At 75.5% G+C, this 21,297-nt stretch carries 21 protein-coding genes; 10 read left to right on the forward strand and 11 right to left on the reverse strand.

Annotated features, from left to right (window positions below):
* Positions 1–228: 228 nt before the first annotated feature.
* Positions 229–1,413, reverse strand: coding sequence for an MFS transporter (locus tag ACRB68_RS34285; protein ID WP_207709923.1), 1,185 nt, complete (start codon positions 1,411–1,413; stop codon positions 229–231).
* Between the two features lie 128 nt (positions 1,414–1,541).
* Here ACRB68_RS34285 and ACRB68_RS34290 point away from each other — a divergent pair, with 128 nt between their 5' ends.
* Positions 1,542–1,892: an ArsR/SmtB family transcription factor gene (locus ACRB68_RS34290; RefSeq protein WP_153539973.1), complete on the forward strand. Its 351-nt coding sequence runs from the start codon at positions 1,542–1,544 to the stop codon at positions 1,890–1,892.
* A gap of 251 nt (positions 1,893–2,143) precedes the next feature.
* Here ACRB68_RS34290 and ACRB68_RS34295 read toward each other — a convergent pair whose 3' ends face one another.
* Positions 2,144–3,484 carry an MFS transporter gene (locus tag ACRB68_RS34295; protein WP_153539975.1) on the reverse strand — a complete coding sequence of 447 codons (1,341 nt, stop codon included), beginning with the start codon at positions 3,482–3,484 and terminating at the stop codon, positions 2,144–2,146.
* Between the two features lie 216 nt (positions 3,485–3,700).
* Complete coding sequence (locus ACRB68_RS34300; RefSeq protein ID WP_153539977.1) at positions 3,701–4,276, reverse strand: TetR/AcrR family transcriptional regulator; 576 nt, start codon at positions 4,274–4,276, stop codon at positions 3,701–3,703.
* A 90-nt stretch (positions 4,277–4,366) separates the two neighbouring features.
* On the opposite strand from ACRB68_RS34300, the gene ACRB68_RS34305 reads away from it, so the two are divergent.
* The 3 genes from ACRB68_RS34305 to ACRB68_RS34315 all read left to right on the forward strand — a co-directional run bounded on the left by ACRB68_RS34305 (position 4,367) and on the right by ACRB68_RS34315 (position 7,322).
* Complete coding sequence (locus tag ACRB68_RS34305; RefSeq protein ID WP_153539979.1) at positions 4,367–5,803, forward strand: MFS transporter; 1,437 nt, start codon at positions 4,367–4,369, stop codon at positions 5,801–5,803.
* A gap of 51 nt (positions 5,804–5,854) precedes the next feature.
* Positions 5,855–6,148, forward strand: coding sequence for an LbetaH domain-containing protein (locus tag ACRB68_RS34310; RefSeq protein WP_153539981.1), 294 nt, complete (start codon positions 5,855–5,857; stop codon positions 6,146–6,148).
* A 142-nt stretch (positions 6,149–6,290) separates the two neighbouring features.
* Positions 6,291–7,322: a tyrosine-type recombinase/integrase gene (locus tag ACRB68_RS34315; protein ID WP_328595151.1), complete on the forward strand. Its 1,032-nt coding sequence runs from the start codon at positions 6,291–6,293 to the stop codon at positions 7,320–7,322.
* On the opposite strand, the gene ACRB68_RS34320 is transcribed toward ACRB68_RS34315, so the two are convergent.
* A complete protein-coding gene (locus tag ACRB68_RS34320; protein WP_328595152.1) occupies positions 7,309–7,947 on the reverse strand; it encodes an HAD family hydrolase in 639 nt (212 codons plus the stop codon). The genes ACRB68_RS34315 and ACRB68_RS34320 overlap by 14 nt on opposite strands.
* Before the next feature lie 159 nt (positions 7,948–8,106).
* Here ACRB68_RS34320 and ACRB68_RS34325 point away from each other — a divergent pair, with 159 nt between their 5' ends.
* From ACRB68_RS34325 to ACRB68_RS34335, 3 genes are all read left to right on the forward strand, one after another.
* Positions 8,107–8,835: a phosphatase PAP2 family protein gene (locus ACRB68_RS34325; RefSeq protein WP_153539985.1), complete on the forward strand. Its 729-nt coding sequence runs from the start codon at positions 8,107–8,109 to the stop codon at positions 8,833–8,835.
* A 70-nt stretch (positions 8,836–8,905) separates the two neighbouring features.
* Positions 8,906–9,493: an RNA polymerase sigma factor gene (locus tag ACRB68_RS34330; RefSeq protein WP_328595153.1), complete on the forward strand. Its 588-nt coding sequence runs from the start codon at positions 8,906–8,908 to the stop codon at positions 9,491–9,493.
* The gene (locus ACRB68_RS34335) at positions 9,490–10,263 is read left to right on the forward strand and encodes a methylated-DNA--[protein]-cysteine S-methyltransferase (RefSeq protein ID WP_153539987.1); all 774 of its coding nucleotides are present in this window, start codon (positions 9,490–9,492) and stop codon (positions 10,261–10,263) included. Before ACRB68_RS34330 ends, ACRB68_RS34335 begins: the two co-directional genes overlap by 4 nt.
* Positions 10,264–10,282: 19 nt before the next feature.
* Here ACRB68_RS34335 and ACRB68_RS34340 read toward each other — a convergent pair whose 3' ends face one another.
* The 6 genes from ACRB68_RS34340 to ACRB68_RS34365 form a co-directional block, all read right to left on the reverse strand.
* The gene (locus tag ACRB68_RS34340; RefSeq protein WP_328595154.1) at positions 10,283–10,942 is read right to left on the reverse strand and encodes an IMPACT family protein; all 660 of its coding nucleotides are present in this window, start codon (positions 10,940–10,942) and stop codon (positions 10,283–10,285) included.
* 5 nt (positions 10,943–10,947) lie between these two features.
* On the reverse strand, positions 10,948–11,682 hold the full coding sequence (locus ACRB68_RS34345) for a DUF3152 domain-containing protein (RefSeq protein ID WP_328595155.1): 735 nt from the start codon (positions 11,680–11,682) through the stop codon (positions 10,948–10,950).
* Between the two features lie 259 nt (positions 11,683–11,941).
* Entirely contained in the window at positions 11,942–12,727 is a 786-nt protein-coding gene (locus ACRB68_RS34350) for an HAD-IIA family hydrolase (RefSeq protein WP_153539989.1), read from the reverse strand.
* A gap of 539 nt (positions 12,728–13,266) precedes the next feature.
* A complete protein-coding gene (locus ACRB68_RS34355) occupies positions 13,267–13,842 on the reverse strand; it encodes a TerD family protein (RefSeq protein ID WP_328595156.1) in 576 nt (191 codons plus the stop codon).
* A 167-nt stretch (positions 13,843–14,009) separates the two neighbouring features.
* Positions 14,010–15,821 (reverse strand): hypothetical protein, encoded by a 1,812-nt coding sequence (locus tag ACRB68_RS34360; protein ID WP_153539991.1) that lies wholly within the window; start codon positions 15,819–15,821, stop codon positions 14,010–14,012.
* Positions 15,818–16,897, reverse strand: coding sequence for an ACP S-malonyltransferase (locus ACRB68_RS34365; RefSeq protein WP_328595157.1), 1,080 nt, complete (start codon positions 16,895–16,897; stop codon positions 15,818–15,820). The genes ACRB68_RS34360 and ACRB68_RS34365 overlap by 4 nt, the downstream gene beginning before the upstream one ends.
* 180 nt (positions 16,898–17,077) lie before the next feature.
* On the opposite strand from ACRB68_RS34365, the gene ACRB68_RS34370 reads away from it, so the two are divergent.
* Positions 17,078–18,199, forward strand: a complete 1,122-nt coding sequence (locus ACRB68_RS34370; protein ID WP_153539993.1) for a 3-oxoacyl-ACP synthase III family protein — start codon at positions 17,078–17,080, stop codon at positions 18,197–18,199.
* A gap of 93 nt (positions 18,200–18,292) precedes the next feature.
* On the opposite strand, the gene ACRB68_RS34375 is transcribed toward ACRB68_RS34370, so the two are convergent.
* Positions 18,293–18,742, reverse strand: a complete 450-nt coding sequence (locus ACRB68_RS34375) for a DoxX family protein (protein WP_153539995.1) — start codon at positions 18,740–18,742, stop codon at positions 18,293–18,295.
* Positions 18,743–18,895: 153 nt separating this feature from the next.
* Between ACRB68_RS34375 and pdxR the strand changes: the two genes are divergently transcribed.
* Together pdxR and ACRB68_RS34385 are read left to right on the forward strand one after the other, a co-directional pair.
* Positions 18,896–20,383, forward strand: a complete 1,488-nt coding sequence (pdxR, locus tag ACRB68_RS34380) for a MocR-like pyridoxine biosynthesis transcription factor PdxR (protein ID WP_328595158.1) — start codon at positions 18,896–18,898, stop codon at positions 20,381–20,383.
* A gap of 115 nt (positions 20,384–20,498) precedes the next feature.
* Positions 20,499–21,278 (forward strand): ABC transporter permease, encoded by a 780-nt coding sequence (locus tag ACRB68_RS34385; RefSeq protein WP_328595159.1) that lies wholly within the window; start codon positions 20,499–20,501, stop codon positions 21,276–21,278.
* The last annotated feature ends 19 nt before the right edge of the window (positions 21,279–21,297 follow it).

A 21,297-nucleotide genomic window follows, 5' to 3' on the forward strand; every position in this document is an offset into this window, starting at 1 on the left:
CGGCCCGCAGGCATGGCCGCGCCGCCGAGACCGCTCGTTCGTGCCCGGCGAGGTCGTCTCTGCGCCGGCCGCCGCGGTGGCCGGAGTGGCTGAGCAACCGGGGTTGGAGCCGCGGGTGTTGCAGAACTGCGCCAACTCGGCCTCGCTGCGTGACCAGCACCACCAGGCCGGGGCCGGGCCCTGGAACCGGGAACGGCTCCGGGGCTCGTGGCGGGCCTCGGCAGGGCGTTACGCCTGGGTCTTCTCCGGGGTGGCGGGGGTCGGCCGGGGTGCTGTGGGCGCGCGGTGGCGTGCGGTTGCCAGGTGGTAGAGCAGCGCCAGGGTCGTGACACCGGCGGCCGGCGGCCCCAGCGCGGCGGGCGCGATGGCGAACCACTCCTGGGCCAGTCCGCCCAGGCCGCCGCCGAGGGCGATGCCGACGTAGATGGCCGAGGAGTTGAGGCCGAGCAGAACCGGTGCTGCGGCCGGGCTGAGGGCGATGAGCCGGTGCTGTTGGGGCACGACGACGACGCCCAGGGCCGCGCCCCAGATCGCGGCCCATGCCAGGGTGGACGCAAGCGTGGCGGTCGCCACCGGAGTGAGGGCAAGGGCGATGGCGGCGATGATGAGCGGGCCGGTCAGCACGTGCGCGGGGTCGTGCCGGTCGACCAGCCGTCCGGCGATGAGGTTTCCGGCCAGGACGCCGGTCCCCCAGGCCAGCAGGATGACGGTGAGCCGCGATGGGGAGCCGCCGGTCGCATCCTGCAGGGCCGGGCCGATGTAGGTGTAGAGGGTGTAGGCGCCGAGGAAGACCAGTGTGGTGACGGCCAGCAGCGCGAGGACCCGGCCCTGCTTGAGCGGGCGCAGCCGGTCGCCCAGTGTGGCGGCGGGGAGCGTCACCTTGGGCAGGCCGGCGGCGATTCCCAGGAGCGCGGCGAGGCCGATCCCGGCGACGGCCCACAGGGTGATGTGCCAGTCGGTACGGCCGATCAGCGTGCCGAGGGGAAGGCCCAACGCCGTGGCCAAGGTGAGGCCGCCCAATACCAAGGCCAGGGCCCTGCCTCGGCGTTCGGGGGGTGCGATGGCCCCCGCGGTGCTGGCGGCGGCGGAGTTGATCATCCCGGCCCCGGCCGCGGTGACGACGCGAGCGATCATCACTACCTCGTAGCCGGTGCCCAGGGCGGTGACGGCGTTGCCGGCCACGAAGACGCTCAACGCGATCAGCAGCGCGGACCGCCTGTCCAGCCCACTGGTGAGCGCGCCCATGACGGGCGCCGACAGGGCCATCACCAAGGCGAACACCGTCACCAGCTGCCCGGCGGCGGGCGTGGAGACCTGCAGGTCGGTGGCGATGGCCGGGAGCAGGCCGGCGATGACGTAGCTGTCGGTGCCGACGGCGAAGGTCGCCAGGGCCAGCGGAAGAAGTCGTTTCAACACCAGATGGTGCCGCCTTTCCAGAGGGGCCTCGGAAGTACCGAGCGGAACCCTAAGCGATACATGGATGGTTGTCCATATATCAATGAGTTGGTAGCGTGCGGGTGTGCGGAACACGGGGGGCGGCGATGCGTGAGGTGTCACAGCCGGCGGCCGAGGCCATCCGGCTGGTGGAGGTGCTGCGCGCTCTGGCCGATCCGGTGCGGCTGGACCTGGTCCTGCGGCTCGACCAGATGGGCGAGGACTTCTGCAACGCGATCGGCGCCGAGATCGACGTGCATCAGACGACGCTGTCGCACCACTACCGGGTGCTGCGCGAGGCCGGCGTGACGTGGACGAAGGTGCAGGGCCGATCCCGGCTGGTACGGCTGCGCCGAGAGGACCTCGACGCGCTGTTCCCCGGCCTGCTCGACTCGGTGCTGAGCGCACACCGCCGAACCCGCGATACCGCGACCACCGGCACCCTCAAGGCGCCGTAGGCGCGGGTTCCCCGGCACTCGGCATCGGCGAGCGACTCCCCGCCCTGGGGCTGCGGTCTTATCCGACCGAAATTTCGTCAGCGCTACCGGGACCCCGGGCGACATCACCAAGGTCTCGCCGCCGACGGCCACGACCTAAGGCACGGTCGTGAACCTCGCCGGGGTGATCGCGTTCAGCGGGCCCGCACCGCACGAGCAGACGCCCCGCCGCGCCCTCTACGGTCGCCGCGGCTGTGCGGGGGCGTCGGGCCTCAGCAAGGACCGCGCCGTGCGGTCCGTGTCGCCCATCGGCTGGTCACGACCGCACCGGCCGCCGGCACGACCGCGGCGCAGCCGGCGATGACCGACCAGGCCAGATGACCGGCGGCCACGAAGGCGGTACCGGCGTGGGCGGCGATGACCGACCCGGTCACCGCGACGCCGGCGGCCGCGCCGAACTGGCGGCCGGTCGAGGTCAGGGCCGCGGCCATGCCCGCCTGGTCGGCCGGCAGGCCCGACATGGCGATGCCGGTGACCGGGCCGGTGACCAGCCCGAATCCGGTGCCGATGACGATGTAGGCGCCGACCAGGTAGGCGGCCGGGGTGTGCGCGTCCAGCCGCAGGAACATCAGCGCCCCGGTCGTCTGCAGCGTTCCGGCCAGCACGAGGGGCAGCCGGGGGCCCTTCGCCGCGACGAGCCGTCCGGACACGGTGGCCGACACCGCGAGCGCGACGGCCATCGGGATCGTCCGCACCCCGGCGCCCAGCGCGCTGTCGCCACGGACGTCCTGCAGGTAAAGGGTGTTGAGGAACAGGAAGCCGCCGAGGGCGGCGGAGTAGGCCATCGCGATGAGCATGGCTCCGCAGAACGGCGCGTTGCGGAACAACCGCATGTCGATCAGGGGTTCGCGGTGACGGGTCTCGGCCGCCACCAGCGCCGCCGCGCTCGCCGCCGCGACCACGCACAGCGTGATGATCGGCGCCGAGGACCATCCCGGCCGCGGCCCTTCGATGATCGCGGCCGTGACCGAGACCAGCAGCACGACGACCAGCGCCTGGCCGAGGGGGTCCAGGCGGCGGGGACGCGCGGACCTGGACTCGGGCACGAAGCGCCGGGTCAGCGCGATCGCGGCGATCCCCGCGGGAACGTTGATCCAGAAGATGGACCGCCAGCCCAGCGCGCCGACCAGAAAGCCGCCCAGGACCGGACCGGCCGCCAGGCTCAGCCCGGCCACCGACCCCCACACCCCCACCGCGCGCGCCCGCTCCCCCGGCTCGGGGAAGACGGTGACGATGATCGCCATCGCCACCGGGTTCAGCAGTGAGCCGCCGGCGGCCTGCACGGCGCGGAAGGCGATCAGCCAGCCCAGGCCGGGCGCCAGCGAGCACAGCAGCGAGCCTGCCGAGAACAGCACCAGTCCCGCCTGGAACGCGCGGCGGCGGCCGAGCCGGTCGGCCATCGACCCCGACATCGGCAGCAGGCAGGCGATGACCAGCGTGTAGGCGTCGATGGTCCACTGCAGGCCGCTGACCGATGCGCCCAGGCCGCGCCGGATCACCGGCAGGGCCACGTTCACGATCGTCATGTCGATACCGACGACGAACACGCTCATGCAGCAGATCGCCAGCACCGGCCAGCGGCGAGGCCGGTCCGGCAACGACCTGACGGCCTTGCCGGCGCTCCCTGCGGCATCCGAGGTCACAAGCACCCGCCCGGCCGCTCGGCCGGCTGCGCCGCCATCCCCACCCGGACCCGCCCCATGCAGACAGATACTCGCCCACACCTCGCCCACCGGCAGGGAAACCACAGGATCGGGCCGGGACGGGGATCAGGGCCGTGCCAGCAGCCGGTCGACGAGCCCGGCGATGTAGTCCGGGGTGAGCGGGCCCGCGCCGAACAGGACGCGGATGTACATCGGGGCCATGATGTGGTCGAGGACGCCCAGCGCGTCGGGGGGATGCTCGCCGCGGTCGCCGGCGCGGTCGAGCATGCCCTGGATGAGCCGGGCGCGTTCGGCGAGGAAGTCGTCGCGCGCCTGCAGGCCCCGTTCGCCCCGGTTGGACAGGGCGACGACCAGGCGCAGCACCGCCAGGCCGTCGGGTCCGGCGATCTCGCGGGCCACCTGGGCCGCGTAGGTGTGCAGGTCGCCGGCCAGGGTCCCGGTGTCGGGCATCGGCGACTGGGCTTTCAGCCGGGTGAGCGCCACGTCGGTGAGCAGGGCCTCCAGGGTGCCCCACCGGCGGTAGACGCTGGTGTCGGCCACGCCCGCGCGGGCCGCGACGTCACCGACCGTGAACTCGCCGTAGCCGCGCTCGCCGATCAGCTCCGTGACGGCCTGGTGCACCGCCGCCCGGACCCGGGCGCTGCGCCCGCCGGGCCGCCGGACCGGTTCTCGTTCTGCCATGCCCCCCACCTTATCGCAGTCGGCGGTTGCGTTTAGATGGTCGATCGGCTAGCTTCCCTAAAGCAGTAACGGACTGCTTTAGGGGGAACGATGAAGCCTGCACCACCGGTGGCCGTGCCGAACCGGGCGGCGTTGCTCACGGTGACCTGCCTCGGGCAGTTCATGGTGCTGCTCGACAACACGATCGTCGGCGCGGCGCTGCCCGACATGCAGCAGCGGCTGCACACCCGGCTGACCGGGCTGCAGTGGATCGTCGACGCCTACGTGCTGCTGGTCGCCATGCTGCTGCTGTCGGGCGGCGTCTTCGCCGACCGCTTCGGCCGCAAGAGGGTCTTCCTGGCCGGCGTCGCGGTGTTCACCGCCGCCTCCGTCCTGTGCTCCGCCGCGCCCTCGATCGGCTGGCTGATCACCGGGCGGGTGCTGCAGGGCATCGGGGCCGCCGCGCTGAGCCCCGCCTCGCTGGCCCTGCTCGTCGCCGCGCACCCGGTTCCACAGGAGCGGGTCAGGGCGATCGGGCTGTGGGCCGGCCTCAGCGGGATCGGCCTGGCCGCCGGGCCCCTGGCCGGCGGCGTCCTGGCCGAGGCCTTCGGCTGGCCCGCCATCTTCCTGGTCAACGTGCCCGTCGGCGCGGTCCTGCTGGTCGCCGGCCTGCGCACGCTGGCCGAGTCCCGCAACCCCGCCGCGCCGGCGATCGACGTGCCGGGGACGGCCCTGTCCGTCCTGGGCGTGGGGGCGCTCACCTACGGGCTGATCGAGGGCGGCTCCCGGGGCTGGACCTCACCGGTGATCTTGAGCGGCTTCGCCGCCGGAGCCGTGGCCCTCGCCGCCTTCATCGTCGTCGAAGGGCGGGTCCCGGCGCCGATGCTGCCCATGCGGCTCTTCCGGCAACGGCTGTTCACCGTCTCCAACACGGCGATGACCGTGGTCGGTTTCGCGCTCATGGGCTCGTCGTTCTTCTTCTCCCAGTTCTTCGTCCACGTCCAGGGCAGCTCGATCCTGCGCGCCGGGGTGCAGACCCTGCCCGCCACCCTCGCCATGGTCGTCGTCAGCCCGTTCGCGGGCCGCCTCGCCGCCCGGCACGGCTTCCGGATCATGGTCACCGCCGGCCTGGCGCTGGCCGGGCTGGGACTGCTGGCCCTGGGCTCGGTGCACGCCGGCACCGGCTACACCGACGTGTGGTGGCGGCTGGCCCTCATCGGCACCGGTTTCGCCCTGACCATGTCCCCGCTGACCGGCGCCGCCATCCAGGCGGTCGGCCCCCAGGAGGGCGGCCTGGCCTCGGGCGTCAGCAGCACCACCCGGCAGATCGGCGCGGTCCTCGGCGTGGCGGTGCTCGGAGCCGTCGTCCGCACCCGCCAGTCCGGTGGCGCCTCCTTCGAGGAAGGACTCGACAGCGCCTTCATCGCGGCCGGCGCCGTCACCCTGGCCACGGCCGTGCTCACCGGCCTGTGGCTGGGCAAGAACACCGAACCGGCACGGCCGGCGAACCCCGCCCCCCGTGTCCAGGAGAACACCCCGAGCCCGTGACGCAGATCCGACGCTCCCCGCCCGCTTCCCGAAGAACAAGGATGACGCGCGATGCCCACTCCGCCCACTCCGCCCACTCCCGCCGACCCGACCCTGGTGCACCCGATGCCCGGCCAGCGGCGGGTGGTACTGCTCAAGCCGCTGATCACCTCGCCGCTGATCGCCGGCGGCAACCCGGCCAAGCTCCTGCGCCGCCGCTACCCCGACCGGGACATCGACCGCCTCCTGGCACTGGCCTGGTGGGACTGGCCGCTGCCGCACATCACCGAGCATCTGCGCACGATCATGTCCGGCGGCATCGAGGACCTGGAGAAGGCGGCCCCCACACCGCCCCACGTGCGCTGACCCGTCCGGCACGTCGGAAGCGAGCCTTTCGGCATGCACGCCGGCACCGCATCCGCCCGTGTGGTTTCTGCCCGTGTGGTTTCTGTCGGTGGGGCGCGGTAGCGTCCGGCGGGTGCGTCCCATCGATGTTGAGCGTCTGCCCGTGGCCGAGTGCGTCGACCGCTATGTCGAGATGGTGCGGGCCAAGACCTCGACGGGCACGCTGGCGCCCTCGACGGCGGAGGTGTACGCGCGCGACGTGCACACCTTCGGGGAGCTGGCCGGCCTCGACCGGGTGCTGGACGATCTGACCGGCGGCGACGTCGACGAGGTGCTGCTGCGGTTCGCGCGCAAACCCGACGGCCGCCGCGCCACGGCGGGGCCGACAGCGGGGACGGCGGCGGCCGGGGACGGGGCGCCGCTGCAGAGCGCCTCGTCGCAGGCGCGGTTCCGCCGGTCGGTGTCGGCGTTCTTCCAGTACGCCGTCCTGGCCGGGTGGGTGCAGCTGAACCCGATGCCGGCGGTGACGGTCAAGCCCAAGCAGCGCGGCGGGCTGCGCGCCGAGCGGCGGGCGCTGACGGCCGAGCAGGCCGGCGGCCTGCTGGAGGCCGCCCAGGGGCTGGTGGAGACCGGCGAGCAGGACGAGGGCCGCGCCGACCAGCGCACACAGCTGCGCGACGGCCTGATCGTGCTGCTGCTGGCGGCGGTCGGGCCGCGGGTGTCGGAGCTGACCCGCGCCAACACCGAGGACTTCTTCGTCAACGACGGCACCCGGTACTGGCGGATCTTCGGCAAGGGCGGGCGGACCCGGGACGTGCCGCTGCCGGGCCCGGTCGCCCAGGTGCTGGACGCCTACCGCGCGCAGGGCCGGCCCGCGCTGGACCGCGGCCGCGAGCCCAAGGCGCTGCTGCTGTCGTGGCGGGGGCGGCGGCTGGCGCGCGGCGACGTGCAGGCGGTGATCGACCGGGTGCTGGCGCGGGTCGAGCCCGGCCGGCGCCGCAGCGTGACCCCGCACGGGCTGCGCCACACCACCGCCACGCACCTGCTGGCCGCCGCCACCGACATGGACGCGGTGCGCCGCGTGCTGGGGCACGCCGACCTGTCGACGCTGGGCCGCTACCGCGACGAGCTGCCCGGCGAGCTGGAGGCGGCGATGCGGGTGCACCCGCTGCTCGGGCCGGTCAGGCCGCGATGAGGGTGCGCGCCATCCGGTAGGCCTCGGCCAGGTCGCCGCCGCGGTAGTCCAGGGCGGCGATGCCGGCCAGGTGGTGGTCGGCGTTGACCGCCACGGTATGGGACAGGTGGCGGAACAGCGGCGCGTCCGACATCGAGTCGCCGTAGGCGATGCACCGGTCCAGGGCCAGGCCGTGGCGGGTGCGCAGCCGCTCGGCCAGGCGCACCTTGTCGGCGGGGGTGAGGATCCCGGCGGGGTCCAGCGGCGCGGCGAAGGGCGGCGGAGGGAACCGCGAGGCCAGCACCTCCCCGAAACCCAGGTCCAGCAGGTGGCGGGCGAAGAAGTCCGGGGACATGGTGATGACGGCCGAGTGCTCGCCGCGGGCGGCGATGTCGGCGCACACCTCGGCGATGCCCTCCAGCCACGGGCCGCCGGTGTAGGCGGCCAGGACCTGCTCGGGCGTCAGGGCGCGCCACAGGCGGTGGATCTCGGCGGAGAACCCGCGGGTGTCGATCGATCCGGCGGCGAAGCGCGCCTCCAGATCGGTCAGCTCGGCCAGGGTGCCCAGGTGGCGGGCGATCTGCAGGTTGGCGGTGGTGCCGGTGAGCAGAGTGCCGTCCATGTCGAAGATGTGCAGGATTCCCACGCGCTGATCATGGCGGAGCGGACGGGGCCGGCGCCACCGGGTTTGCCGCCCGTGCGGGCCGCGGGACATGACATCCTCTACAGGCAGGTGAACAGAGGGTGAACGCGCAGCGTCTACCGCAAGAGGCCGGTCACCGCCCCGGGGGGATGAGGAAGCAGCATGCACGCGCCAGATTTCAGCGCCGCCTGGTACCGCGCCGTCACCGAGTTCGCGCAGGGGACGCCCGGCTGGGTGCACGCCTTCGCCGAGATCGGCACCGACGCCGGGATGCTGCTGTTCGCGGCGCTGTTCGCCGCCGGCTGGTGGCGGGCCCGCCGGGACGGGCCGCGCGCGATGGCGCTGGCGCTGCTGGGACCGTGCGCGGTGATCGCGGCGTACCTGGTGAGCGAGGTGTCCAAGAGCCTGCTGCAGGAGGAGCGGCCCTGCCGCGCGGTGGCGCACGCGATGAACATCGCCGCCTGCCCGGCGCCCGGCGACTGGTCCTTCCCCAGCAACCACTCCACCATCGCGGCCGCGTCGGCCGCGGCGATCGTGCTGGCATGGCGGCGCACGGCGCCGCTGGTGCTGCCGCTGGCGGCGCTGATGGCCTTCTCCCGCGTCTTCGTCGGCGTGCACTACCCCCACGACGTGGCGGCGGGCTTCCTGGTCGGGGTGAGCGTGGCGCCGGCGGCGGCGCTGGTCGCGGCGCGCTGGGCGGTGACGCCGGTGACGGCGCTGCGGGCCCTGCCGGCCGGGGCACTGCTGCTGGGGACCGGCCCCGCCGCGGCGCCCCTCCCGCCCGCGGCGGCGGTGACGATGCCCGACGTGATGGGCGGCCTGGGCCCGGTCCCGCCCGACCCCCGGCCCCTGCAGCCCGCGCCGGGACGGCACCGCCGCCCCGGCGCCTGAACACCGCGCGGCTTTGCCCGGCCCGGACCGCAACCTGCGCGCGGCGGCCGGTGTTAGCCAGGATGTGACCGTGACCGACCCAGCCCCCGTCTGCGCCCCCGACCCGGCGCAGCAGGTCGTGGCGGCCCTGGCGGCCGACCTGGACACCGGCTTCGCCGCCCTGTACGAGCGCTACCGGGCACCGGTGTTCTCCACCGCGCTGCGCCTGTGCGGCCGCCGCGCCGAGGCCGAGGACCTGGCCGCCGAGACGTTCCTGCGCGCCTACCGCGCCCTGTGCGGGTACCCGCCCGCCCGCATCGCCGACCTGCGGCCGCGCCCCTGGCTGCTGACGATCCTGGCCAACCAGTGGCGCAACGACCTGCGCACCGCGGCCCGGCGCCCGCGGCCGGCCCCCGAGACCGACGCGCCCGACGCCCCCGACCCGCGCCAAAGCGTCGAGGACGCCGCCGAACGCCACGAGACCGGTCGCGAACTGGCCGCCGCGCTGGCCGCGCTCACCCCCGCCCAGCGCGCCGCCGTCGTGCTGCGCCACGTCGCCGACCTGCCCGTCGCCGAGATCGCCGACGTGCTCGGGCTGGCCGAGGGCACCGTCAAATCCCACATCTCCCGGGGCCTGGCCCGGCTCCGCACGCTGCACACCCCTGGGGGCACCCCATGACCGATCCCGCCACCGATCCCGCCACCGACCCGCTGGTCCAGGCCCTGTCGGGCCTGGCCGCCGACGCGCCGGGCACGCTGTTGGAACGCATCGCCGCCCGCCGCGTCCACGTCCCGGGCCCCCTGCCCGGCGAGCACGCCGACCTGCAGGTCGCCTTCACCGACCAGGGCGTGGCGTTCGTGCGCGCCGGCCTGGACGAGCACGAGTTCGCCCGCGCGTTCCGCGCCCGCTTCGCCCGCCCCCTGCTGCCGGCCGACCGGCCCCCCGCCGGGCTGCTGCCCGCGCTGCGCGCCGGCCGCCCCGGCGCCCTGCGCCTGGACCTGCGCGGCCTCAGCGACTTCGAGGCCGCCGTGCTGCGCGCCGCCGCCGCCATCCCGCGCGGCCAGACCCGCCCCTACGCCTGGATCGCCCGCCAGGCCGGCCACCCGCGCGCCGTGCGCGCCGTCGGGACCGCCCTCGGCCGCAACCCCGTCCCCCTGCTGATCCCCTGCCACCGCGTCACCCGCTCCGACGGCACCCCCGGCCGCTACATCTTCGGCGACGCCGCCAAACAGCACCTGCTGCGCGCCGAGAACGTCGACCTGGACCAGGTCGCCGACCTGGCCCGCCAGGGCGCGCTGCTGATCGCCTCCGACACCACCGGCATCGTGTGCTACCCCACCTGCGCCGACGCGCGCCGCATCACCCCCGCCCACCGCCACGGCTTTCGCACCCTGGCCGCCGCCCGCGCCGCCGGCTACCGGCCCTGCCGCCACTGCCACCCCGCCTAAAAGGACCGAGGGGGCCGGGTCAGGGGCGCACGGGGACCTCGGCGAACCCCGTCGCGCCGCGCCGCACGCTCACCCGGCCCCCCGTCACCTCGGCCGCCCACGCCTCGAACCGCGCCAGCTCCGCCGCCGGCACCGGCACGTCGGCCTCCACCGCCTGCCCGTAGCGCACGTCCGACGGCAGCGGCCCGCGCGCGTGCAGATCCCCCAGGAACCGGCCCGCCACGGCGTGCTCCACCCGCGCCGTCACCGTCACCACCGGCCGCAGCTCCACCACCCCCACCGCCTCCAGCGCCTCGGCGACCGCCTGCCCGTAGGCGCGCACCAGCCCGCCCGCGCCCAGCTTCACCCCGCCGAAATACCGCGTCACCACCGCGGCGGTGCCGGTCAGGCGCCGCCGCACCAGCACCTCCAGCATCGGCACGCCCGCCGTCCCGGCCGGCTCGCCGTCGTCGCTGCTGCGGGTGAACTCCCCCCGCGCGCCCACCACATAGGCGCTGCAGTTGTGCGTGGCGTCGCGGTGCGCCCGCCGGTGCGCCTGCACGAACGCCGCCGCCTCGGCCGCGTCGCCCACCCGCGCCAGCGTGCACACGAAACGCGACCGCCGCACCACCAGCTCGTGCGCACCGCCGCGCGCGACCGTGCGCATCACCACCGGCCCGCCGCCCGCGTCCCCGCCCACCGGCCTCAGCCCGGGAACGGCCACGGATTGGGCCGGCACCCCTGCAGCGACTTGGTCTGCTGCACCATCACCGGCGCCCGCCGGCCCGGCCCCGGGCACTGCTGGTGCCCGTGCCCCAGCGCGTGCCCCACCTCATGGTTGATCACGTACTCGCGGTAGGTCGCCAGGTCCCGGCCGTAGGTGGGCGCGCCGATCCCCCAGCGCCGCGCGTTGATGATCGAGCGGATCCCGCTGCGGCACGACAGCTCCCCGCCGGTGCGCAGCGGCAGGCACAGCCGATCGGTCAGCGCCGGGCTCGACAGTGCCACGACGAACCGCACCGGCCCGCCCGCCACCCGCTGGAAACGCATCGCCCCGCCATGGCCCCAGCTGCGCGGATCGTTGAGGACCCGGTGCACCTCGGCGGCGAACGCCGCCGCATCGAACGGCAGCCCCCGCTCCATCTGCACGCTGTAGCGCACCACCGGGCCGCGCGACCCGCCCGGCGGCGCGGCCGCGCCCGGCACCGTGACGTACCGGCCGCTCGCCGCATGCGGCACCGCCACCTTCACCGGCTGGCGACGCCCCGCCACGACCGCCCCCGGCGACCGCTTGGCCGGCGACGGCGCGGCCCCGGCACGGCTCACCGGCGGCTGCCCGGCCGGACCGCCCGCCCGATCGGGCTTGCCGCCGCCGGACGGCGCCGACGAGCACGCGCCCGCCACCGCCGCCACCAGCACCGCCGACACCACCGGCGCCACCACCCGCCCCCGACGGCCGGCGCGCCGGCCGGCACGAGAGCCTGCGCGGGGGCCGGCGGCGCGGCGCGGACGGCCGATACGGGGGCCGCGCGACGGCGCGGCGGGCTGCGGCGGTTCGGTCTGGGCGTGCACGGCGCTCCGGATCAGATGATCACCAATGGTCACTGCGCATGGTAACCGCCCCGCCGCGCCCGCCCGCACCCCGCCCACCCCGCCGCGCACCGCGACCGCAGGTCACAGGCGTTGCGGCGGTCCGGGCTCAGGCGCCCACGAGGGGGACCACGTCGGCGATGGAGTCCAGCACCCGTGACGGCCGGTAAGGGAACCGCTCGACCTCGTCGCTGCGGGTCACCCCCGACAGCACCAGGATCGTCTCCAGCCCCGCCTCCACGCCCGCGACCACGTCGGTGTCCATCCGGTCGCCGACCATCGCCGTGCTCTCGCTGTGCCCGCCCACCACGTTCAGCGCGGTGCGCATCATCAGCGGGTTGGGCTTGCCCACGAAGTAGGGCGCCACCCCCGTCGCCCGGGTGATCATCGCGGCGACCGCGCCGGTCGCCGGCAGCGACCCCTCCATCGAGGGCCCGACCGGGTCGGGGTTGGTCGCCACGAACCGCGCCCCCGCCTCGATCAGCCGGATCGCCCGGGTGATCTGGGAGAAGCTGTAGGTGCGGGTCTCCCCCAGCACCACATAGTCGGGGTCCAGGTCGGTCAGCACGAACCCGGCCTCGTGCAGCGCCGTCGTCAGCCCCGCCTCGCCGATCACGTACGCCGACCCCTCGGGCCGCTGCCCGGCCAGGAACGCCGCCGTCGCCAGCGCCGAGGTGAAGATCGCCTCGGCGGGCACCCGCAGGCCGAGCGACCCCAGCCGCGCCGACAGGTCGCGCCGGGTGTAGATCGAGTTGTTGGTCAGCACCAGGAACGGCTTGCCCGAGGAGCGCAGCGCGTCCAGGAACTCCGCGGCGCCGGGGATGGCGTGCCCCTCGTGCACCAGCACCCCGTCCATGTCCGACAACCACGACTCGATCGGCCCGCGCTCGTTCATGGCGCCATTGTCGCAGCCCGGCCCGGCCGCGCCCCGGAACGCCCCGCCCACCCCGGGCCGCGCCGGCCGCGCCCCGGAGGGCACCCCCCTTTGACAGGCGAGGTGAAGACGGGTGCGGAAAACAGGTCATGAACGCCGTAATCCACGGATGATCGTTGATCACCCGGTGCCTGCGGGCGCCGCGGTCTTTTTCACTCCCGCCCGGCGGCCTATTCACCGCGGCGCGCACGCTTTCTGCCGCGACACTCCCGGAAATGCGCCATTATTAATGTTTCCGAGAAAAGGGGCGGTATGGGGGCCGGTTCCTCCGTGGTGAAGGCCGCCGCCGCGGCCGGGGCGCTGGCCCTGGCCCTGACGTCCTGTCAGGGGGACGGCAAGAAGCCCGCACCGCCCCGCCCCGGCGCCCCTGCCGGCGGCATCACCGGCGGCACCGGCACCGGCGCGGGCACCGCCGGGACGGCGAGGAGGGGGCGGCCCGTGCGCCGGTGCGCACGGGCCGCCCCCTCCTCAGCGGTGGCCGTCCCCGGGAGACGTGCCGGTCAGACGTTCACCCCGAAGTCGGACGCGATGCCCGACAGGCCCGAGGCGTAACCCTGGCCGACCGCGCGGAACTTCCACTCGGCGCCGTTGCGGTACAGCTCGCCGAACACCATCGCGGTCTCGGTGGAGGCGTCCTCGGTCAGGTCGTAGCGGGCCAGCTCGTTGCCGTCGGCCTGGTTCACCACCCGGATGAAGGCGTTGCGGACCTGCCCGAAGCTCTGCTGCCGGCCGTCGGCGTCGTAGATCGACACCGGGAACACGATCTTGGCGACCTCGGCGGGCACCGCCGCCAGGTTCACCTTGATCTGCTCGTCGTCGCCCTCGCCCTCGCCGGTCAGGTTGTCACCGGTGTGCTCCACCGACCCGTCGGGGCTCTTGAGGTTGTTGAAGAACACGAAGTGCTGGTCCGACACGACCTTGTTCTCCGCCGAGCACAGCAGCGCGCTGGCGTCCAGGTCGAAGTCGGTGCCGGTCGTGGTGCGCACGTCCCAGCCCAGACCCACCACGACCGCGGTCAGTCCGGGAGCCTCCTTGGTCAGCGAGACGTTGCCGCCCTTGCTCAGACTGACACCCACTGGTCTACCTCCGTATCGGCCTCCGCGCGGGCCTGTCGCCCGCACGGTCTGTAACCAAGAACGGTAGTCACCCCACGCCGGTTCCCCCATGCCGACACGGCGTCACCCCCGTCACCCCCGTCACCCCCCGCCCCGCCTCCGCGCGGGCGGGGGCGGGGCGGGGCCGCTCAGCCGCCGGTGACGGCCTCGACCGGCGCGGTCAGCCACTCGGGCAGGTCCAGCCCCGCCGCCAGCGCCTGCGCCTGCCCGGCCAATGCGTCGCCGATCTCGCGCCGCGCCTGCCAGACCAGGTCCAGCAGGCCCGGCCCGGCCACGCCCTCGCTGAGCAGCGCGCCCGCGCGGCGCTCCACCCACTCCAGCGCGTGCAGCGCCAGCAGCGGCCGCAGCACCGCCGGGCCCGCGGCGGCCGCCTCGGCCACCACCGCCAGCTCGGCCCGCTCGGCCGACACCCCCGCCGTCAGCGACGCCAGCGCCAGGTTGTCGTTCCAGGCCGCGAACGCGTCGCCGCCCGCGGCCGCGGCGCCCACCCGCCCCGCCAGCCGCTCGGCCAGCCGCCGCTCCAGGTCCCCGGCCAGGTGCAGCCACACCTGCGGCGCCCGCAGGTCACCGCCCGCCGGAAGCCTCGCGGCGACCTCGGGCGGCGCGTAGCCCTCCAGCGACGCCATCGCCCGCGCGGTGTCGAACAAGATCAGCTCGTTGTCGCCGCCGGCGTTGGCGTAGGCGTGCGCCAGCCCCCGGTACCCGTTCAGCCGGTCGGTCGCGGCGAAACCCGGCGCGCCGCTGTGCACCCGGCACCGCGTCACCGTCTCGTGCGCCCGCCGCGTCGCCACCACCTTGAACAGCGCCAGGTCCCGGTCCACCGCCGACCACGGCGCCCACGCCCCGCCCGCCCCGCCCGCTCCGCCCTCGCCGTCCCCGGCCGCCGGCGGCAGGTCAGCCGGGGTGCGCCGGGCCTTGACGTGCCCGGCCACCGCCGTCAGCGCGTACGCCGACGCCAGCGCCCCCAGCACCGCCTCGCTCTGGTTGCGGTAGTCGGTCAGCGGCCGCCGCGGCGCCAGCCGGCCCAGGGTGGCCCGGCCCGCCGAGTGCGCCAGCAGCAGCCCCGCCGACGCCCGCGTGACCGCCGCCATCGCCGACACCACCGACCGCCACACCGCCGGCGCGATGCCCATCGACCGCGTCAGCCGCTGCGCCGGCCCGCCCGCCGGGTCGTGCAGCGCCCCGTCGGCGTCGAAGGACGCGCCGTCGCGCAGCCACGCCTCGTACGGCACCCGCAGCCCCCGCAGCCGCACCGCCGCGTAGTCCACGCGCAGGCCGGTCGTCTCGGGCGCGGGCACGATCTGCACCCCCTCGGCGGCCGCGCCGTCCGCGCCGCGCAGCGGCACCACGAACACGAACACCCCCTCCTCGCGGCCCCGGTGCACCAGCGTCGCGTACACCGCGGCGGTCTTGGGCACATCGGGATGGGCGGTGTTGGTGGGGAACTTGGCCGCCTGCGCGTCGGGGGTGTCCAGCACGAACTCGCGCGCGGCCTCGTCGTAGCGCGCCACCGTGCGCGGCGACAGATGGCTGTTGCTGCGCCCGGCCTCGGTCATCAGCAGCGTCCCGAAGCTGCGCATCGACTCCAGCGCCTCGCGGGCCCCGCCCAAGCCCTCCTGCCCGGCGCCGAACCGCAGGATCGGGCCGAGCGCCAGGGTGTAGTGCAGCATCATCACGTGGAACAGCGCCGGATCGGCCACCACCGTGCGCTCCAGCAGCGCGCACAGCAGCGGCGGATCGGCCAGCAGCTCGGCCGCCGGCGGCGCCGCCAGCCCCGCCTGCCGCAGCCGCCGGTAGGTCAGCTCCTGCTGCCCGCGCGCCGTCAGCTCCTCGGGATAGGCCGCGAACCGCGCCGGCACCGCCTCGGCCACCCGGGCCAGGGCCTTGGCGTCCAGGCCGCCGCGCACCAAGCGCAGCAGCGCCGGGTCGGCCGCGCTCATCGCCGCCCCTCCGCGGCCGGGCCCGCCGAACCCGACGACGAGGCCTCCCCGGGAGGATCCGCCGCGGGGACGCTGGGCGAGGACTTGCCGACCGGCGGCGCGCCCGACGACGCGCGCGGCAGCTCGCGCAGCGGCACCAGCGTCCGCGCGCCGGGCACCGCCAGCCGCGCGCACTGGGTCAGCGCGCCGCCCGCGCCGGCCTCGGCGAACACCGTCACGCCCGCCTCGCGCGCCGCCACCAGCGCCTGCGGCAGCCGCACCGGCTTGACGATGCAGTCGGCCAGCGCCCGGTGCAGGTCGTCGTCGTCGCCGTAGGCGCGGCCGCGCACCGGGGAGTACACCGGCACCCGCAGCGGCCGCTGCCCGAACCCGCTGATGATCTTGTACCACTCGTCGTCGGCGCCGGCCATCGCCGGATGGTGCGACAGATACGGCACCGCCAGGCGCACCGCCCGCGTCCCGCCCTCGCGCGCCGCCGCCAGCACCCGGTCCAGCGCCGCGTCCGGGCCGCTCACCACCGTCACCTGCGGCGCGTTCAGGCACGCCACCACCACCTGCGGCTCACCGGCCCGCTCGATCAGCCGCGCGGTGTCGTCCTCACCGGCCTCCAGCAGCCCCATCCCGCCGCCGGCGCCCCGGCTCGCCAGCACCCCCACCAGGCTGACCGCCATCCGCGCGCCGTCACCGACGCCGAACGCGCCCGCGCACACCAGCGCGGCGATCTCCCCGAAGCTCTGCCCGACCGCCAGCCCCGGCCGCACCCCGGCCGAGCGCAGCACCCGGTCCACCGCGACCGAGGCGGTGTACCCCGCCAGCTGCGCCACGCCCGGCGTGCGCGCCGCCTCGCGGTAGGACGCCGGGTCGATCAGCAAGATCTCGCGCAGCGACGGCCAGCCCGCCCGCGGGACGCCCTCCTGCACCGCGTCCACCACGTCCTCCACCACCTGCCGGGCGCCCGGCGCGGCCTGTGCCAGCGCCCGCAGGTCGGGGACGCCGGACGAGCCGGTGCCCGGGAACAGGAAGGCGCACACATCTGCGGGCTCGAGCCCGGACGACCACACATCGGCGAGGGCCACGCGCGGTTCTCCTTACTTGGAGGGAAGGTTGTGTTTTCTCGGTGGATAAAACCCGCTTAGAGCTGTGTCATTAGACAAAAGTTGCAATTTTGGATTATTCACGTGTTGGAACGGTCTGACAACCGTCGGTGGCACACGCATCGGCGGCGCGGACCCCAGCGGCGCACACCAAGGAGCGGCATGAGCGACCATCCGGGCCGGCACGGGGACCAGCACGCCGAGCAGCAGCCCGCCGAGCAGCACACCGAGCAGCACGCCCAAGACCGGCCCGCCGGGGACCGGGCCGGCGGCCGGCCCCCGGCCCGCCTGCCCTGGGGCATCCGCGGAACCGGCTCCTACCTGCCCGACCGGCGCGTCGCCAGCGACGAGCTGTCGCGCTCGCTCGGCCTGGACCCCGGCTGGATCGAGGAGCGCACCGGCATCCGCCACCGCCACACCGCCGCCCCCGGCCAGGCCGCCTCCGACCTGGCCGCCCTGGCCGCCGGCCGCGCCCTGGCCGCCGCCGGCCTGGACGCCGCCGACATCGGCCTGATCGTGCTGGGCACCTCCACCCCCGACGAGCTCGGCCCCTCCACCGCCTGCCGCACCCAGGCCCTGCTGGGCGCCCGCCACGCCGCCGCCTTCGACGTCGCCGCCGCCTGCAGCGGCTTCGTCTACGGCCTGCAGACCGCGGCCGGCTGGCTGGCCACCCAGCACGGCGCCGCCCCCTACGCCCTGGTCATCGGCGTGGAGGTCTACTCGCGGTTCCTGGACGCCGGCGACCGCGCCACCGCCGCGCTGTTCGGCGACGGCGCCGCCGCCGCCGTCCTCGGCCCCGTCCCCGCCCCCTACGGCATCGCGTCCATGACGCTCGGCTCCGACGGCACCCGCGCCGACGACGTGCTCATCCCCGCCGGCGGCAGCCGCGCCCCCGCCACCCCCGCCACCCTGGCCGGGCTCGGGCACACCATCCACATGGACGGCCGCGCCGTCCGCAAGTTCATCAGCGAGATCTTCCCCCGCCTGGTCGCCGACGCCACCGCCGGCGCCGGCCTGCGGCCCGCCGACCTGGACCTGGTCGTCCCCCACCAGCCCAACCCCAGGCTCGTGGCGAGCCTGGCCCCCGCCGCCGGCCTGGACACCGCCCGGCTGGCCATCGCCGGCCACGACGTCGGCAACATCGGCGCCGCCAGCCTCCCCTACGCCCTGGACCAGGCCGTGCGCGCCGGCCGCGCCGGCCCCGGCGACCTGGTCCTGCTCGCCGGGTTCGGCGCCGGCCTCACCTGGGGCCACACCCTGCTGGTGTGGCCGCCCGATCTGTGACCCCGGGCCCTCAGCGCGGGGGCCGGGAACACGGGCGCGGCCCGGACGGCGCATCCGCCGTCCGGGCCGCGGGCCGTCGCCCGGCCGGGCACCTCACCGCCGGGCCAGCGAGCGCAGCAGGTCCGCGGTGACCGCGCGGCGCCGCCAGGCCACCACCGCGAACACGACCCCGAACGCCACCGGCAGCGCCGCCCACGCCGGCTCCAGCACCAGCACCTGGGTGAGCGCGGCGCCGATCATCAGGCCGACGAGCCCGGTCGCGGCCAGCCCGGCCAGCCGCGGCACCACCAGCCCGATCGCGCCGGCCGCCTCCACGACCCCGGTGAAGTAGCGCAGCCACTGCCCCCATCCGATCTTGGCGAAGGTGTCGACCGCGTCGACCTGCCCGGCGAGCTTGGGCAGCGCCGAGGCCACCAGCAGGAACACCGCCAGCAGGATCTGCAGCGTCCACAGCGTGACCGTCACCGCGCGGCGGCCGGGAACCGCGTCGGCGGCGGCGGTGGTGGGGGTGGCGGAGGTGATGGGGCTCTGCGTGGCGGCCATGATGACGTCTCCTTCATTGGGCTCCGGTGTGCCTTCACCCACGCGTCGACCGGGCCGCCGCCGGATCGACATCCGCCCGCGACTTTTTTCAAGATTTCTTGTGTGGGACGTATCACCGCAGGTCACAGCGATTCGCGTGCGAGGATGAGCCGCGTGGCGCTGCCGTTCACCCTCGACCCCGCTTCCCCCGAACCCCTCTACCTGCAGCTGCGGGCCGCGCTGGAGCGCTCGGTGCGGGCCGGCGTCTTCCCCGGCGGGCGGCTGCCCTCCTCACGCGAGCTGGCCGCCGGGCTCGGCGTCTCGCGCAACACCGTGAACCTGGCCTACCAGGAACTGGCCGCCGACGGGATCGTCATCGCCCGGCCCCGCTCGGGATACGTGGTCAACCCCGGGGCCCGCATCACCCCCGCCGCCGAGCCCGACACCCGCCCCGGCACCGGCCCCGATGCCGGCTCCGCGCGGCCGGTGTGGCTGGAGCGGCTGGTGGCCCCCGCCGCCCGCGACGAGCTGCCCCACATCCGCAAACCCGCCGACTGGGACCGCTACCCCCACCCCTTCGTCACCGGCCACCTGCCGCCCGAGGCGTTCCCCGGGCGCGCCTGGGCGCGCTGCCTGCGCGAGGCCCTGGCCGGCGAGCACCGCCGCCACAGCCTGCAGGACGGCATCGACGCCGACGACCCGCTGCTGGCCGAGCTGATCTGCACCCAGATCCTGCCCGGCCGCGGCATCCACGCCGCCCCCGAGCGCGTCCTGGTCACCCTGGGCTCCCAGCAGGCCCTGCACCTGCTGGCCGCCGCGCTGGTGCGGCCCGGCACCCCGGTCGCGGTCGAGGACCCCGGCTACCCCGACGCCCGCCACATCCTGGCCCGCGCCGGCGCCGCGCTGCGCCCGGCGCCCGTCGACGACGCCGGCCTGGTCGTCGGCCCCGCCCTGGCCGGGGCCGAGCTCGTCCTCACCACCCCCGCCCACCAGTACCCCACCAACGTCACCTTGAGCGGCGCCCGCCGCCAGCGCCTGGTCGCGCTCGCCCGCGCCCGCGACATGGTCGTCGTCGAGGACGACTACGACGGCGAGCTGCGCTATACCGGCCGCGCCTCCCCGGCCCTGGCCTCCCTGGACCGCGACACGGTGGTCTACCTGGGCAGCTTCTCCAAGTTCCTGGCGCCGGGCCTGCGGCTGGGCTTCGTCACCGGCCCGCCCGGGCTCATCGAGGCCCTGCGCGACCTGCGCCGCTACAGCATCCGCCACCCGCCCGGCCACCTGCAGCGCGCCCTGGCCCTGCTCATCGCCTCGGGCGACTACCGGCGCGGCGTACGGCAGGTGCGCCGCGCCCTGCGCACGCGCTGGGAGGGCACCGCCCGCGCCGTCGCCGCGCACCTGCCCGGCTGGCACGTGCAGCCGCGCGCGGGCGGCGTCAGCCTGTGGCTCACCGGCCCCGCCGGCCTGGACACCCGCGAGCTGGCCGCCCGCCTGGCACCGCGCGGCGTGCTCATCGAGCCCGGCGACACCTTCTTCCTCGGCCCGGGCCGCCCCCGCAACCACATCAAGCTGGGCTTCGGCGCCCTGGACCCCGCCCGCATCGACCAGGGCGTCGCCCTCATCGCCGCCGAGGCCCGCCGCCTCGGTGTTACGCCCAGGTGACCACTGGTACCACGCCGCACACCTGAAACTGGCTCTTTGCGGGGAACCAGCGCACCCTTTACATTCATTTCCGACCAAACAAGTCGGTTTTATGGATCGGAAGAAGAGGCCGCCCGTGTTCCGTGCCGTCGCGCTCCGCGCCGCAGGGGTGCTCGCCCTGCTGGCGCTCTGGTGGGCGGTCGCCGCCGCCCACCTGTGGCCGCCGGTCTTCGTCCCCTCGCCCGGCGCGGTCTGGCACCAGCTGGTGCAGACCAGTACCGTGCACGACGGGCAGCGCGGCTACGCCGGCCACCTGCTGGCCGAGCACCTGGCCGCCAGCCTGCGCCGCATCCTGCTCGGCAGCCTGTACGGGGTCGCCGGCGGCGTCGCGCTCGGACTGCTCATCGGCCTGGTGCCCACCGTCCGGGCCCTGCTCGGCCCCCTGGTCACCTTCGTGCGCACCCTGCCGCCGCTGGCCTACTTCAGCCTCCTGATCATCTGGTTCGGCATCGACGAGACGCCCAAGACCGTCCTGCTGCTGGTCGCCGCGCTGCCCCCGGTCGCGGTCGCCACCGCCGACGCCGTGCGCGGCGTGCACGCCGACTACCTGCACGCCGCCCGCTCCCTCGGTGCGCCGCGCTGGCGCGTCCCGCTGTCGGTGGTGCTGCCCTCGGCGCTGCCGGAGGTGATGACCGGCGTGCGCGTCGCGGTCGGCGTCGCCTACACCACCGTCGTGGCCGCCGAGACCGTCAACGGCGTGCCCGGCATCGGCGGCATGATCCGCGACGCCCAGCGCTACAACCAGTCCGACGTCGTCGTCCTCGGCCTGCTGGTCATCGGCGCCTCCGGCCTGCTCATCGACGCCGCCCTGCAACTGGCCGAACGCCGCCTGGCGCCCTGGCGCGGCAGATCCTGACCCCGCCCCCACGCCGCCC

It is taken from the genome of Actinomadura macrotermitis, assembly GCF_009604375.1.
Classification (GTDB): Bacteria; Actinomycetota; Actinomycetes; order Streptosporangiales; family Streptosporangiaceae; genus Spirillospora; species Spirillospora macrotermitis.